General features: G+C 72.7%; 8 protein-coding genes. 3 read left to right on the plus strand and 5 right to left on the minus strand.

The window, feature by feature from the left end; all coding sequences use genetic code 11:
- Nucleotides 1-71: 71 nt before the first annotated feature.
- The 3 genes from NYF13_RS23520 to NYF13_RS23530 are packed head-to-tail and all read right to left on the minus strand — an operon-like array spanning nucleotide 72 to nucleotide 2,639.
- Nucleotides 72-1,667 carry a hypothetical protein gene (locus tag NYF13_RS23520; protein WP_315659701.1) on the minus strand — a complete coding sequence of 532 codons (1,596 nt, stop codon included), beginning with the start codon at nucleotides 1,665-1,667 and terminating at the stop codon, nucleotides 72-74.
- Nucleotides 1,664-1,996, minus strand: coding sequence for a hypothetical protein (locus tag NYF13_RS23525; RefSeq protein ID WP_315659702.1), 333 nt, complete (start codon nucleotides 1,994-1,996; stop codon nucleotides 1,664-1,666). The genes NYF13_RS23520 and NYF13_RS23525 overlap by 4 nt, the downstream gene beginning before the upstream one ends.
- Nucleotides 1,997-2,009: 13 nt before the next feature.
- Nucleotides 2,010-2,639 carry a YbaB/EbfC family nucleoid-associated protein gene (locus tag NYF13_RS23530; RefSeq protein WP_315659704.1) on the minus strand — a complete coding sequence of 210 codons (630 nt, stop codon included), beginning with the start codon at nucleotides 2,637-2,639 and terminating at the stop codon, nucleotides 2,010-2,012.
- 614 nt (nucleotides 2,640-3,253) lie between these two features.
- Between NYF13_RS23530 and NYF13_RS23535 the strand changes: the two genes are divergently transcribed.
- Genes NYF13_RS23535 through NYF13_RS23545 form a run of 3 tightly spaced genes read left to right on the plus strand, consistent with a single transcriptional unit; the run spans nucleotide 3,254 to nucleotide 9,992 of the window.
- Nucleotides 3,254-7,357, plus strand: coding sequence for a Pls/PosA family non-ribosomal peptide synthetase (locus tag NYF13_RS23535; protein ID WP_315659705.1), 4,104 nt, complete (start codon nucleotides 3,254-3,256; stop codon nucleotides 7,355-7,357).
- Nucleotides 7,354-8,727 (plus strand): diaminobutyrate--2-oxoglutarate transaminase family protein, encoded by a 1,374-nt coding sequence (locus NYF13_RS23540; RefSeq protein ID WP_315659706.1) that lies wholly within the window; start codon nucleotides 7,354-7,356, stop codon nucleotides 8,725-8,727. The genes NYF13_RS23535 and NYF13_RS23540 overlap by 4 nt, the downstream gene beginning before the upstream one ends.
- Nucleotides 8,724-9,992, plus strand: coding sequence for an aspartate kinase (locus NYF13_RS23545; protein ID WP_315659707.1), 1,269 nt, complete (start codon nucleotides 8,724-8,726; stop codon nucleotides 9,990-9,992). The genes NYF13_RS23540 and NYF13_RS23545 overlap by 4 nt, the downstream gene beginning before the upstream one ends.
- 177 nt (nucleotides 9,993-10,169) lie before the next feature.
- On the opposite strand, the gene NYF13_RS23550 is transcribed toward NYF13_RS23545, so the two are convergent.
- Complete coding sequence (locus tag NYF13_RS23550; RefSeq protein WP_315659708.1) at nucleotides 10,170-11,939, minus strand: AMP-binding protein; 1,770 nt, start codon at nucleotides 11,937-11,939, stop codon at nucleotides 10,170-10,172.
- On the minus strand, nucleotides 11,936-13,552 hold the full coding sequence (locus NYF13_RS23555) for an aromatic amino acid ammonia-lyase (RefSeq protein ID WP_315659709.1): 1,617 nt from the start codon (nucleotides 13,550-13,552) through the stop codon (nucleotides 11,936-11,938). The genes NYF13_RS23550 and NYF13_RS23555 overlap by 4 nt, the downstream gene beginning before the upstream one ends.
- Nucleotides 13,553-13,744 lie beyond the last annotated feature (192 nt).

Below are 13,744 nucleotides of genomic sequence, written 5' to 3' on the forward strand. Positions count from 1 at the left end.
TAGCACCCCTCCGCCGAGCCCGAAACCGGCCGGCCGCGAGCAGGGCCCGCGGCCGGCCGGGTGCACCGGGCTCAGGCCTTCGGCTGACCGGGCCCGGAGGCGGCGGGGTCCGGGTGCTCCTCGCGCCACTTCCGGTCCGATTCCGCCCAGGCCTGGTCGGCCTGCATCTGGACGTCGGTGAGGGCCTTGTCGATGTTCACGATGTCCTTGCCGACCCAGCCGACGAAGTTCTTGCTGCTCTTCGCGTCGGACAGGCCCTTGACCAGGGGGTAGTACTTCTGCAGGGCCGGAACCGTCTTGAACCGGTTCTCCACCCACTTGACCTTCTCCCAGCTCGCCCCCTGCAACCAGGACTCGTGGGCCTTCATCTTCTTGATCTCCCACGGCTTCAACGGCGACTGCGGCTCCGGCGGCCGCACCGGCGGGGGGTCGGCGTGGTCCCCGGCGGTGGTCGTGCCCTCCTCGTGCGGCGGGGGCGGCGGATCGTCGTGCGGCGCGGGCGGCGCGTCATCGTGGGGCGTCGGCGGTGCATCGTCATGGGGCGTCGGCGGCGCGTCGTCGTGCGGCGCGGGCGGCGCGTCGTCGTGCGGAGTCGGCGGCGCGTCGTCGTGCGGGGTCGGCGGCCGGCTGCCCGGGGGCGGGCCGTTGAAGTGGTCGTCCGCGTGCACCCAGTCGTCGAAGACGTCGTCTTCGTGGGGCTGGGTGCCCGGCGGGGCTTCCTCGTGCGGGGGCGGTGGTGCGCCCTCGGGCGTGTCGCTGCGCGGAGGCGTCTCGGTGTGCGGCGGCGTCTCGGTGTGCGGCGATCCGGGCGGCGTTTCGGTGTGCGGCGGCGTTTCCGTGTGCGGGGTTCCACCGCCGGGACGCGGGGTGACCGGGCCCAGCTCGTGCGTCGAACCGCCGGTCTTCGGCAGCGGCTTGATCTTGGCCGACAGCGAGACCAGCCGGCCGACGGTGCGCTCCCCCAGGCCCATCAGCTTGGCCAGTTTCGCGGCGAACGACACCGCCTGCGCCGCCGCCAGCGCGACGCTCGTGCCCACGGCCGCGACCAGGGACGCGCCGAAGGTGAACGCGGCCATGGCCAGCCCGACCAGCACCGTGGCGATGATGTCGCCCAGCACCGTGGTGATCAGGTCCCGCAGCAGCGAGCGCACCGCGGTGACCAGCGCCATCGTGGTCTCGACCACGTAGCCCGCGATGTCGACCGAGTGCCCGGAGTCCTCGATCTGCCCGCGCCGGGTGTCGACCTCCTTCTTGAACGCGTCGTACCCGTCGCCCTTCCAGTGGGTGATCTGGGTGCTCAGCGCGGTGTCCAGATCCTTCGCGGCGTTGCGCAGCGTCTCGCCGATCCGGTGCAGCTCTTCGGCCAGCTTCTTGATCTCCGCCGGATCGCCGGCGACCTGGTCGAGCGGCTCCTTGAGGAACGAGATGTGCTCGATCAGCCAGCCGAGACCGGCCGAGGTCAGCTTGGCCAGCGGGTCCAGCACCAGCGCGGCGGTGTCGGCGATCGCGCCGATCACCGTCACGCCGATCTCGACGCCGATGGCCGCCGCGTCGGCGCCGTGCGCGGTCTTGATCTCCTCGATCGACGAGGCCACGCTGTGCCAGCTGTCGATCGCCCCCGCCCCGGACGTCGAGTTCGACGAGGTGATGGGCTCCACGACGCTCATGCTTTCAGTTCCGCCTTGAAGATGCCGAGCCCGTCCGAGGCGCTCCGGTCCTGGTTGGTGTAGGCCTCCGCGGCCTTCTTCGTGCTGTCGGCCGTGGCGCTGACGTCGGCCGAGATCTGGTCCAGGTTGCCCGCGACCACGCCCATCGCGATCCGCGCCGGAACGGCGAGGATCTGCGCGAGCAGGATGCCGAAGGCCTGGTTGTCGAAGCCGTTCGCCCCGTGCACGCCGCCGGCCGCCTGCTTCACCGCGGGCGCGGTGGTGCCGCTGAGGTACCCGCTGAACTCGTGCAATTCGTCCGCGTTGACCGTGAAACCGCTGCCTGCCAACGATTTTCCCTTTCTACCAAGGATTGTTGTCCGGGTCGTCCTCGACCGGCGCCGACCGGGGCGGACGACGCGGCGGGGGACCCTGCTGCTGGGGCGGCTCGGCCGCGGGATGGGGGGACGACCACGGCTGCGGCGGCCGGGACGGCGGCTGCGGCCGGGATGCAGTCTGCGGCCGTGACGAATCGGGCGGAAGCGGTTGCTGCCGCGCGGAGGGCAACGGCGGTCGCAGCGGGGGCGGAGGCGGGGGCGGCGTGGCCTCCGGCGCCGGCTCGTCCTCTTCGTCGGGCTGAGGCACGAATTCCTGCAGGATCGACATAGCCTCGGAGCCCTCGCCGCCGACCAGCCCGCCGAACGCGTCGTAGACCTCGGCCGAAACCTGCTTCTGCGCGGTGGCGACGAGCTGCATGACCGTGGCCGAAAGCGCCTCCGGCGGCCGGTGGTAGGCCTTGGCGCCGAAGGTGATCCCCTGCAGCACCCCGGCCGCGCCGACGGTCACCGACACGGCGCCGTCCGGCGTCCGCGCGGTCCCGGTGGCGGTGCGCAGCCGCTCGGCCATCGCCTCGGCCTTGGCCCTGATCCCCTCGACGTCGGCGGTGAACGAGGCCAGCGGGTCAGCCTCCCCGCCCTGTGCGAATTGTGTCACTTCGTCTCTCTAGGAGCAGCCGGTCAGGAACGCGGCCCAGTCGACCAGCACCGGCTGAACCCCAGACGTCCGCGGGGGGGACGGCAGTTGAACTCACCGGGTGACTGCCCCGGCGGCTCCGCTTCGCTGCCCGAACCTCCCCCGGCCCTGCCGAATTCGTAAAAGCCCCGGGGTGGGCCCTCGAACCGGGGGAGACCACCGGACCCGGGGCCGGAATCGTCTCGGCCCCAATAAAACAACAGTTTTTAGTCATCGCTCGATAGTTCCCCGAAGATCCCGTTTGGCCACCACGGACCGTATTATTCGAATCCCTCCGGAGAATCTGTGAATATTCACAGCCATCCTCACTGCGCCACTCACTTTCACCAGAAATCCGGCATCGGACCGGCTCGGACCCCACCGGGAATGAATTCCGGTTCACCCTCTCAGCCCAGCAACTTACCCCGGCTTTGATCGTTCTTTCCCCGGCCCATCACCGCCGTGGACATTCACCGGTAACTCACGCTTGACGTGGCAGTGTCTGGGCTAAGCTCACCCCGCTAATCGCGTTTCCCTCAGCACCGGATCGCCATTCATCGGCGGAGGCCGAACCCCGCGCAAATGAGGAGTAGTGCATGACGAGCTTGACTCCGGACGCGCCGCCACCCGGCGGCGTCACCGGCAGGCCCCCGCGGACCGGAATCGGCGAAGGCGTGCTGACCGGCTCGGACGCCGACAACCGGGCCCGCTGGCGGCCGGGTGAACGGCTGCACCACCTGTTCGAGGCCCAGTGCGACGAGCGGGGCGGCCACCTCGCCGCGGACGCCGAACGCGAGCGGCTCACCTACGCCGAGCTCGACGCCCGCGCCAACCGGCTGGCCCGGCACCTGATCGGCCTCGGCGTCGGCGGCGGGGACCGGGTCGGGCTGCTCTTCGACGACGCCGTGCACGCCTACACCGCCATGCTCGCCGTGCTGAAGGTGAACGCCGCCTACGTCCCCCTGGATCCCGGGTTCCCCGCCGATCGGATCGGCTACATCACCGGCGACGCCGGCATCGGGACCGTGCTCACCTGCACGCACCTGCGCGCACCGGCCGAGCAGCCGGCCGTGCGGTGGGTCCTGCTCGACGAAGTCCGGACCAGCGCGGCGATCGCCGGGCAGGACCGGACCCGGCTGGGCCCGGCCGAGACCCCGGCCCCGGCCGGGGAACTCTGCTACGTCATCTACACCTCGGGCTCGACCGGCCGGCCCAAGGGCGTGGCCGTGGACCAGGCCGCCATCTGCAACTTCGTCCGCGTCGCCGCGCAGACCTACGGGATCCGCCCGGCCGACCGGGTCTACCAGGGCATGACGATCGCCTTCGACTTCTCGGTCGAGGAGATCTGGGTGCCGTGGCTCTCCGGCGCCACGCTGGTGCCCAAACCGGGCGGGGCGGCGCTGGTCGGCCACGATCTGCACGCCTTCCTCACCGAGCGCCGGGTCACCGCGCTGTGCTGCGTGCCGACCCTGCTGGCCACCGTCGAGCAGGACCTGCCGCAGCTGCGGTTCCTGCTCGTGTCCGGCGAAGCCTGCCCGGAGGACCTGATCACCCGCTGGCACCGCCCGGACCGGCGGTTCCTCAACGTCTACGGACCGACCGAGGCGACCGTGACCGCCACCTGGGCCGTGGTCGACCCGGCCGGGCCGGTGACCATCGGGGTGCCGCTGCCGACCTACTCCGTGGTGGTGCTCGACCCCGACGCCCCGCGGCTGGCCGCGCCCGGGCAGGCCGGCGAGCTGGGCATCGCGGGCATCGGCCTGGCCCGGGGCTACCTCAACCGGGACGAGCTCACCGAGCGCGCGTTCATCCCCGACTTCCTCGGCCTCCCGGACAACCCCTCGGGCCGCATCTACCGCACCGGCGACCTGGCCCGGATCACCCCGGCCGGGCTGATCGAGTACCGGGGCCGGATCGACACGCAGGTGAAGATCCGGGGCTACCGCATCGAGCTGACCGAGGTCGAATCGGCGCTGCTGGGCCTGCCCGGGATCGCCGCGGCCGTGGTCAGCACCCACGCGCCGGTCCCGGGCACGGTGGAGCTGGCCGCGTACTACAGCCGCCGCACCGACTCCGGGCCGCTCGCCCACGACCGCATCCTGGCCCACCTGCGCGACCGGCTGCCCGGCTACATGATCCCGGCCTACCTGCAGGAACTCGACACCATCCCGCTGACCCCGGGGAACAAGGCCGACCGCCGGAACCTGCCCGCGCCGCGGGGCCCGCGCAGCACCGGCTCGGACCGCGCGCACGTCGCCCCGGCCACGAGCACCGAACGCGAGCTGGCCGGGCTGCTGGCCGGGGTGCTCGGGGCCGACCGGGTCTCCGTGCGCGACCACGTCTTCGCCGACCTGGGCGCGAACTCCCTGCTGATCGCCCGGTTCTGCGCCCGGGTCCGCGCCCACCCGGACCTGCCGCCGGTGTCGATGAAGGACGTCTACCTCCAGCCCCACCTCGCCGCGCTGGCCGCGGCGCTGGACACCCGGGCGCCCGCCGGCCCCGCGGCACCGGTGGCCACCCCGCCACCGCCCCGGCCGGTGAGCGGGCCGGGGTACCTGCTGTGCGGCGTGCTGCAACTGCTGGTGTTCCTCGTCTACTGCGCGATGGACGCGTTCGTGCTCGACAACGGCATCACCTGGGTCGGCGAGGGCGACGGGCTGCTCGCGCTGTACCTGCGCTCGGCCGGCTTCGCCGCGGCCGGGTTCACCGTGCTGTGCACGGTGTCGATCGCGGCCAAGTGGCTGCTGGTCGGACGCTGGAAACCCACCGAGATCCGGTTGTGGAGCCTGGGTTACGCCCGGTTCTGGGCGGTCCGGACGCTGCAGCGGCTCAACCCGCTCACGCTGTTCGTGGGCACCCCGCTCTACGTCGGCTACCTGCGGCTGATGGGGGCCAGGATCGGCCCCGGGGTGACCATCCTGTCGGCGAACCTGCCGGTCTGCACCGACCTGCTCACCGTCGGCGCGGGCACGATCATCCGAAAGGACACCCTCTTCACCGGTTACCGCGCGGAATCCGGCCGGTTGCGCACCGGCCGGGTGACCCTCGGCGCGGGCGTGTTCGTCGGTGAGGCCTCCGTGCTCGACATCAACACCACGCTCGGCGACCGGGCGCAGCTCGGGCACAGCTCGTCGCTGCACGAGGGCCAGTCCGTGCCGGACGGCGCGCACTGGCACGGCTCCCCCGCGGTCACCTCCACTGTGGACTACGACACGCTGGAGCCCCGGCCGTGCGGACCGGCCCGGCGCGTGCGGTTCAGCGTGCTGAGGCTCCTGCTGCTGGTCCTGGTCTACGTGCCGCTGCTGCTGGGCGCCCTAACCGCCGCCGACCGGCTGTTCACCTCGACCGCGCTGACCGGGGCCGCGGACGCCGCCGCGGAGGTCGGCGAGACCTCGGGCCTGTACCTCGGGCTGCTGCTGGCCGGGCTGCTGCTGATCACCACCCTGCCCCGGGCGCTGTCGCGGCTCGTGCGGCCCGGCCGGGTCTACCCGCTGTTCGGCTTCCACCACGGCGTGCAGCGCACGATCACCCGGCTGAGCAACCTCCGCACCTTCCAGAACCTCTTCGGCGACAGCTCGGCGATCGTGCACTACCTGCGCGGGATCGGCTACGACCTCGGCGACTTCGTGCAGACCGGCTCCAACTTCGGCCTGTCCGTGCGGCACGACTCGCCGCTGCTGTCCGGCGTGGGCCGGGGCACGATGGTCTCCGACGGGCTGAGCATCGGCAACCTCGACTACTCCAGCACCTCGTTCCGGCTGGCCCCGACGATGATCGGGGAGCAGAACTTCGCCGGCAACAACATCCACTACCCCACCGGCGGCCGGACCGGGTCGAACTGCCTGCTGGCCACCAAGGTGATGATCCCGCTGGACGGCCCGCTGCGCGAGGACACCGGCCTGCTCGGCTCGCCGTGCTTCGAGATCCCCCGCTCGGTCGATCGCGACAGCCGGTTCGCCGGGCTGGCCACCGGCGAGGCGCTGCGCCGGGGGCTGGCCCGCAAGAACCGGCACAACGCCGTGACCATGCTGGTCTACCTGCTCGCCCAGTGCCTCGGGCTCGGCGGGACGGTGCTGATCGCGCTGGTCGCGGGCGGACTGCACCCCCGGTTCGGCCCGCTCGTGTGGGCCCTCGACCTGCCGGCCTCGCTGGTGTTCCTGGTCGGCTACTGGATCCTGGTCGAACGCGCGGTGGCGGGCTTCCGCCGGCTGCGGCCGCGGTTCTGCTCGATCTACGACCCGGTGTTCTGGCGGCACGAGCGGTTCTGGAAGCTCAGCTCGGGCCGGTACCTGACCCTGTTCAACGGCACGCCGTTCAAGATCCTGCTCTGGCGGCTGCTCGGGGTGCGGATGGGCCGCCGCGTGTTCGACGACGGCTGCGGCATCCCGGAGAAGAGCCTGGTCCGCGTCGGCGACGACTGCGTGCTCAACCTCTCCGCGGTGTTGCAGGGCCATTCGCTCGAAGACGGCGCCTTCAAGTCCGACCGGATCAGCCTCGGCGCCGGCTGCGTCGTCGGCACCAACGCTTTCGTCCACTATGGAGTGACGATGGCCGACGGTGCCGTGCTCGGCCCCGATTCGTTCCTGATGAAGGGCACCGAAGTGACCACCGCCGCCCGCTGGGGCGGCAACCCCGCCGTCGAACTCGGCGCCACCACCTCCGTTCCCGCCCCCACTGCCCGAGGAGAACTGGCCCCATGACCGCCCTCGCCCACCCCGCACCGCTCACCGGACCGTCCGTCCACGGCGGACTGCCCGGCCCCCGCTCGGCCGAGTACCTGGCCCGCCAGGACCGCCGGGAGTCCCAGGCCCGGGCCTACCCCCGGCACCTGCCGATCGCGATCGCCGAAGGCTCCGGCAGCTTCGTGCGCGACGTCGACGGCAACGTGTTCATCGACTTCCTGGCCGGGGCGGGGGTGCTCTCCCTCGGCCACAACCACCCCGAGCTGGTCGAGGCCGTGGCCGGCCAGCTCGGCCGGCTGACCCACGCGCTGGACTTCCCGACCCCGGCCAAGGACGAGTTCACCGAGGCCCAGCTCGCCATGCTGCCCGAGGCCATGCGGTCGCGGATGAAGCTGCACTTCTGCGGGCCGACCGGGGCGAACGCGGTCGAGGCCGCGCTCAAGCTGTGCAAGACCGCGACCGGGCGCGGCGACATCATCTCGTTCCAGGGCGGCTTCCACGGCAGCACGCACGCCGCGCTGAGCCTGACCGGGCTGGTCAGCCAGAAGCAGCCGATCGCCAACCCGGTGCCCGGCGTGCACTTCTTCCCGTACTCCTACTGCCACCGGTGCCCGGTCGGGCTCGTGCCGGAGCACTGCGCGACCAACTGCGTGGAGTTCCTGGAGCGGTCGCTGACCGACGCGAACGGCGGCATCGCGCGGCCCGCGGCGGTGGTGCTCGAACTGGTGCAGGGCGAGGGCGGGGTGATCCCGGCCCGGCCCTCGTTCGTGCGCCGGGTGCGCGAGCTGACCCGCGAGCTGGACATCCCGCTGGTCGTCGACGAGGTGCAGACCGGCTGCGGCCGGACCGGGACCTGGTTCGCCTTCGAGCAGTACGGCATCGAGCCGGACGTGGTGATCGCGTCCAAGGCGCTCAGCGGGATCGGCGCCCCGGTGGCGCTGATCATCTACGACCGGCGCCTGGACACCTGGGCACCCGGCGCGCACAGCGGCACCTTCCGCGGCAACCAGCTCGCCTTCGCCGCCGGGGTGCGGGCCATCGAAATCATCGAGCGCGACGGCGTGCTCGCGAACGTCGCCGAGCGCGGGCGGCAGCTCGAGGAGCTCTTCGCGCCGTTGTCCGGCCACCCCTGGGTGTCGGACGTGCGCGGGCTCGGGCTGATGTGGGGCATCGAGCTGGCCGACCCGGCCACCGGCGCGCCCGCGTCGGCCCTCGCGCTGGCCGTGCAGGAGCACGCGCTGCGCCTCGGGCTGATCGTCGAGCTGGGCGGGCGCGGCGACTGCGTGGTGCGGCTGCTGCCGCCGCTCAACGTCACCGCGGAGGTGGTCGGCACCGCGGCGGGGATCCTGCTGGCCGCGCTCGAAACCGCGGCCGGGGCCGTGAGATGACCCTGATCGTGCAGAAGTACGGTGGCTCGTCGGTGGCCACCCCGGACCGGCTCGCCGCGGTCGCCGCGCGGATCGCGGCCGCGCGCCGGGCGGGCAGCCGGGTGGCCGTGGTGGTCTCGGCGATGGGCCGCACCACCGACGAACTGCTCGCCCTCGCCGGGGAGGTGGGCGAAACCCCCTCGCCCCGCGAGCTGGACCACCTGCTCTCGGCCGGCGAGCAGATCTCCAGCGCGCTGCTGACCATGGCGCTGCACCGGATCGGGGTGCAGGCCTGCTCGCTGTCGGGCCGGCAGGCCGGGCTGCGCACCACCGCGGCCCACGGCGGCGCGCGCATCCTCGACATCGACCCGGCCCGGGTCCACCGCGAGCTCGACCAGGGCCGGATCGTGGTGGTGGCGGGGTTCCAGGGCGTCCGGCCGGACACCTCCGACACCACCACCCTCGGCCGCGGCGGCTCGGACACCACCGCGGTCGCGCTGGCCGCCGCGCTCGGCGCCCGGCGGTGCGAGATCTACACCGACGTCGACGGCGTCTACACCGCCGATCCCCGGCTCGTGCCGGACGCGCGCCGGATCCCGGCCCTCGGCCACCCGGCGATGCTGGAGCTGGCCACGGCCGGGGCCAAGGTGCTGGTGGCGCGGTGCGTGGAGTGCGCGCACCGCCACGGCGTCCGGCTGCACGTTCGCTCCTCCTACACCGACCACCCCGGCACCCTCGTTTCCGCAGACCCGGAGGACATCATGGAACAGCCCGCCATCACCGGCGTCGCGCACGACCGCTCGGTCGCCGCGGTCACCCTCACCGGCGTGCCGTCCGGCCCGGCCACCACCGCGCTGGTGCTGCGGGCCGTCGCGGTCACCGGGGTGGAGGTCGACATGCTCACCCGCACGCCCGCGCTCGCCGGTTCGTCCACAGTGGAGGTCACCGTGGTCGTGCCGGAGCCGGGCCTGCCGCGGGTGCTGGCCGCCCTCGAAGCCCGCCGACCGGAGATCGGCTTCACCCGGCTGGCCCACGACGAGAGCGCGGGCAAGGTCTCGGTGATCGGTACCGGGGTGCGCTCGGACCCGACGGTGACCGCGCGATTCCTGGAAACCCTGGCCGGCGCGGGCTTGCGCCAGCTCGTCGTCTCGGAGCTGCGGCTTTCGGCGCTGTGCGACCGCGCCCGCCTCGACGAGGCCGTGCGGGCCCTGCACCGGGCCTTCGACCTGCACGAACCGCCCCGCCTGGTCCTGCCCGCGAGCCGTCGGGCCGGCGCCCAGGTGTGAGCCGTCCCCCCGGGCCACCACCGTCGGGGTGGCGGCCCGGGATGGTCAGCGCGCCGCCGGCCCGGACCCGGCCGCCGACAGCCCGTGCGGGAGCCGGCGCCGGGCGTCTTCGCGCGGCGAGACCGATCCGACATCGACGTGACCCGCGTGGAGCCGCGAGCGAAGACGGCTCCCGGTTTATGGCGCCGACACCACCCGGTCTCCGTCCGCTGGCTCCGCGTACAGCAGTTCCACCAGCTCGGCTCGGCGTTTCAGCACCACGCCGCGGTTCAGCTGGCCCTTGTCGGTGATCTCCCCCGCGTCCAGGTCCGGCGGGGTGCGCGCAACCACCAGCCGCTCGATCCGGCCCGAAACGCCGAGGCCCTGGTTCACCTCGGCCAGCGCCGCGGACAGCCGCGAGCGCAGCACGGCGTCCGCGTCCCGCCCCGGGTCCGGCCGGGTTTCCCCGCCGGCCCGCTCCGGTTGCAGCCAGACGATCGCGGTGACGCAGGAGCGGTTGTCACCGGCCAGAACCGCGTCGGACAGGACCCCGGCCGCGGACAGCAGCCGGTTGCGCAGCCGGCCCGCCACCACCCAGGTTCCGTTGTCCAGCTTGAAATCCTCGGCGATGCGGCCCTCGAACACGAGACCGCGGCGCGGGTCCCCGGACTCGCCGGCCATCCGCACCGCGTCGCCGGAACGGTAGAAACCGTCCTCGTCGACCGCGGCCGAGAAGTCCGCGCCGAGATAGCCCGGCGTCACCGAAGCGCCGCGCACCCGGATTTCGAGCCGGTCGCCCACCGGGGCGAGCTTGATCTCGGTTCCGGGCAGGGGGATCCCGATGCCCTGGTCCGCGCCGCCGTAGGTCGAGGTCGCGGCCGGCCCGGTCTCGGTGGACCCCCAGGACGAAACCACCGGCACGTCGCGCCCGGTGGCCCGGCGGGCGATCTCCCGCAACCGGGACCGCAGTTCGTCCGGCAGGTCGGCGCCCGCGTAGAGGATCAGGTCCACTCGGGACAGTACCCGGGCGGCCAGCGGCGGATCGGCGGTGAAGCGGCGCACGAGCTGCGCGTACCCGGCCGGGACGTTGACGCACACGGTCGGCGGGACCGACCGCAGCGCGTCGACGGTGCGGTCGAGCTCGCCGGGTCTCGGGGAGCCGTCGTCGATGTAGAGGCTGCCGCCGTTGGTGAGCGCGAGGTGCAGGTTGTGATTGCCGCCGAAGGTGTGGCTCCAGGGCAGCCAGTCGGTCAGCACCGGCGGCCCGTCGGTGAGGAACGGCCAGATCTGCCGCAGCATCTGCTGGTTCGCCGACAGCATCCGGTGGGTGTTCAGCACCCCTTTGGGCAATCCCGTGGACCCCGAGGTGAAGAGGAACTTAGCGGTCGTGCCCGGGGTGAGCGCGGCGAACTTCTCCTCGACCGCCCGGGTGGGCGCCGTCGCCCGCAGTTCCGCGAGCGGCCGGCCCGGCCCGCGGGCCACCACCGCCGGAGCGCCGGTCTCGGCGAGCGCCGAACCGAACCGGTCCCCGTCCTCGGCGAAGACGAGGCCCGGCCGGACCAGTCCGGAAACCGCCCGCAACCGCGCGTGATCCTTGGTACGCAGGGAATAGGCGGCACTCACCGGCACCACCGGCACGCCGGTGAGGTAGCCGGCCAAGGTGAGCCGGAGGTGGTTCAGCGAATTGCCGGACAGCACCAGCAGCGGCGCGTCCGGCCCCAGCCCGCGGTCGAGCAGGGCCTGGCCCAGGGCCGCGGCATCGGCCGCCGCCTCGGCGTAGGTCAGCTCGCGCCAGCCGTCGAGGGTCCGCTCGGCGGCCAGCACCGCGCCGGGGGTGGCCGCCGCCCACTGCCGGAACGCGTGCGCGAGCGTCGGCGCGTGTTCGGCCAGCGGTTCCGTGCAGCGCACGACCTGGCTGCCGTCCGGCAGCCACGAGCGCTCCAGCGACGCGTCGGCCACGACGCTCACCAGGCGGATCCGTCGGTGTAGAGCTCCACCGCCGCGCGCAGTTCCCCACGCGCGATGAGGGTGGTGACCCGCTCGATGTCGGCGTCCATCGGGCGGTCGCGGTCGAGGAATTCGCACACCTCCCGCACGGCCCCGTGCGCGGCCGCGGTGGGCGCGCTGAGCACGTCGTGCCCACGCAGGTCCGCGGCCTGGCACAGCGCGATGAGGTGGATCGCGGTGATGCGCTGCACGAGGTGCACCACGGAACGGGCGTCGCGGGCGGCGATCGTGCCCATGCTGACCTTGTCCTGGTTGTGCGCTTCGGTGGAGCGGGAGAACGACGCCGCCGGCATCGTCCACTTGAGCGCCTCCGCGGCCAGGGAGGACGCGACGATCTGCATCCCCTTGAACCCGTGGAACAGCCCGGCCTCGTAGTCGCTGTCCTCGACGTGCGGGATCAGGTTCGGGGTGAGGCCGTTGTTGAACTTCTCGTCCACCACCAGTTCCAGCTGCCGGTCGAGCAGGTCGCCGACCCCGGCCACCGCGGTCTTCAGCGCGTCCATCGCCTGCGCGACGTGGCCGCCGTAGAAGTTGCCGCCGTTGCGCACCGTGCCCACGGCGACGTCGAAGAGCGGATTGTCGTTGGCGGAGTTGACTTCCACGGTCAGCCAGTGGCGCGCCCAATCGGTCGTGTCGCGCAGCACGCCGGTGACGTGCGGAGCGCAGCGGACCGAGTAGGGATCCTGGATCGGCCGCTCCAGCTCGACGTAGTCGGCTTCCGGCCGGCGGACGCCGTCGTCGGCGGCTTCGGTGAACAGCACGGACCGGATCACCGCCGCGCTGCGCAGCACCCCGTCGTGCGGTTTGGCCTCGGCCAGGAACGCCGCGAAGTGACCGGGATTGCCCACCAGCACCTGGCTGGTCATCGCCGTGCACAGGTCCGCGGCGAAGGCGAGTTCGGCCGCGTCCTGCAGGGCCAGCACGGCGAAGCCGGACATGAACGAGGTGCCGTTGACCATGGCGAGGCCTTCCTTGGCCTCCAGTTCCAGCGGGGTCAGCCCGGTGGCGGCGAACGCTTCGGCCGCCGGCTTCTCCGTGCCGCGGTGCAGGACCCGGCCCTGCCCGGTGAGCGCCGCGGCGAGGTAGCTCAGCGGGACCAGATCGCCGCTGGCGCCGACCGTGCCGCGCTCGGGGATCATCGGCAGCACGTCCGCGTTGATCAGGTCGATCAGCGCGGCCACCAGCTCGGGGCGCACCCCGGAATGCCCGCGGGCCAGGCAGTTCGCCCGCACGACCATGGTGGCGCGCACGACCTCGGGATCGGCCAGCGGGCCGACTCCCGCGGACAGGAACCGCACCAGGTTGTCCTGCAGATCGCTGGTCTTGCGCTTGGACACCTGCCGCCGGTTGCTGTCGCCGAACCCGGAGGTGACTCCGTAGATCGGGGTGCCCGAGTCGATCAGGCGGTGCTTCAGGGAGTTGGACGCGCCGATCCGCTCGGTCGCGTCCTCGCCGAGGACGACCGTGCGCAGTTCCGGCGTGCGGGCGAGCGCGACGATGTCGCCGAGGGTCAGCGTGCGGCCGTCCAGCCGCACCGCCCGGAGCTGAGGCACCTGTTCGGTGGGGATGGCCATGGGTCCGTCCTTTCTGGCGAGTGGGACGCGCTCGGCGCCTCCGTGCGCGGCGGCTCAGGGTCGCCGGCGCCGACGTTGCGGCACCTACTCCGCGTACTACCGCAGGAAAGTAAGCGCGCCGGAGCCGGACCAGCTATCCGCAACAATCGGAATCCCGCACCGCGAACGCGGATGTGCCCGGGAATACCCCGT

Origin of the sequence: Amycolatopsis sp. PS_44_ISF1 (genome assembly GCF_032335455.1) — a bacterium.
Taxonomy (GTDB): Bacteria; Actinomycetota; Actinomycetes; order Mycobacteriales; family Pseudonocardiaceae; genus Amycolatopsis.

Bases quoted from the DNA above. Each gene is read 5' to 3' on its own strand.
- NYF13_RS23520 (WP_315659701.1), bottom strand. From the start codon at position 1,667: ATGAGCGTCGTGGAGCCCATCACCTCGTCGAACTCGACGTCCGGGGCG.
- NYF13_RS23535 (WP_315659705.1), top strand. From the start codon at position 3,254: ATGACGAGCTTGACTCCGGACGCGCCGCCACCCGGCGGCGTCACCGGC.
- NYF13_RS23540 (WP_315659706.1), top strand. From the start codon at position 7,354: ATGACCGCCCTCGCCCACCCCGCACCGCTCACCGGACCGTCCGTCCAC.
- NYF13_RS23555 (WP_315659709.1), bottom strand. From the start codon at position 13,552: ATGGCCATCCCCACCGAACAGGTGCCTCAGCTCCGGGCGGTGCGGCTG.
- NYF13_RS23545 (WP_315659707.1), top strand. From the start codon at position 8,724: ATGACCCTGATCGTGCAGAAGTACGGTGGCTCGTCGGTGGCCACCCCG.